1 protein-coding gene is annotated in these 648 nt (G+C 70.2%); it reads left to right on the plus strand.

Annotated features, from left to right (window positions below; genetic code table 11):
• Positions 1 to 648, plus strand: a 648-nt coding sequence (locus ACFDS3_RS20630; protein ID WP_375264197.1) for a ChuX/HutX family heme-like substrate-binding protein, incomplete at both ends; no start/stop codon positions are given.

The raw sequence follows: 648 nt of genomic DNA on the forward strand, positions 1-648 counted from the left end.
GCACTGGGTGCACGCCTTCGCGGTCGAGGAGGGTGGCCGTCGCTCGCTGCAGGTCTTCGACGCGGCGGGCGACGCGGTGCACAAGATCCACCTGCGCGAGGCCTCCAACCACGACGTCTGGGCGCGGATCGTGGCCGACCTTGCGGTCGACGACCAGTCTGCAGGGCAAGAGGTCGCGCCGCGCAAGCCGGTCGAGGCCGCGAAGGTCCGCGAGGACAAGGCCGACATCCTGCGCGAGGAATGGGCGAAGCTGACGGACACCCACCAGTTCCTGCGCCTGTGCGCCAAGCTGAAGATGAACCGTCTCGGCGCCTACCGCGTGGCCGGCGCGCCCTTCGTGCGCCCGCTGGCGCCGACCGCCGCCGACGCGATGCTGAATGCCGTGCGCGATGCGGGGATCGAGGTGAGGATCTTCGTCGGCAACCGGGGCTGCATCCAGATCCACACCGGGCCGATCCTGTCGCTGAAGCCGATGGGGCCGTGGCAGAACGTGATGGACCCGGGCTTCAACCTGCACCTGCGGCTGGACAAAGTGGCCGAGGTCTGGGCGGTCGCGAAGCCCACGCAGCGCGGCCCGGCCGTGTCGGTCGAGGCGTTCGACGCCGAAGGCGGGCTGATCTTCCAGGTCTTCGGCGTCGGCAAGGAGGG

The organism is Palleronia sp. (genome assembly GCF_042089775.1).
In the GTDB taxonomy this organism is placed as follows: Bacteria; Pseudomonadota; Alphaproteobacteria; order Rhodobacterales; family Rhodobacteraceae; genus Palleronia.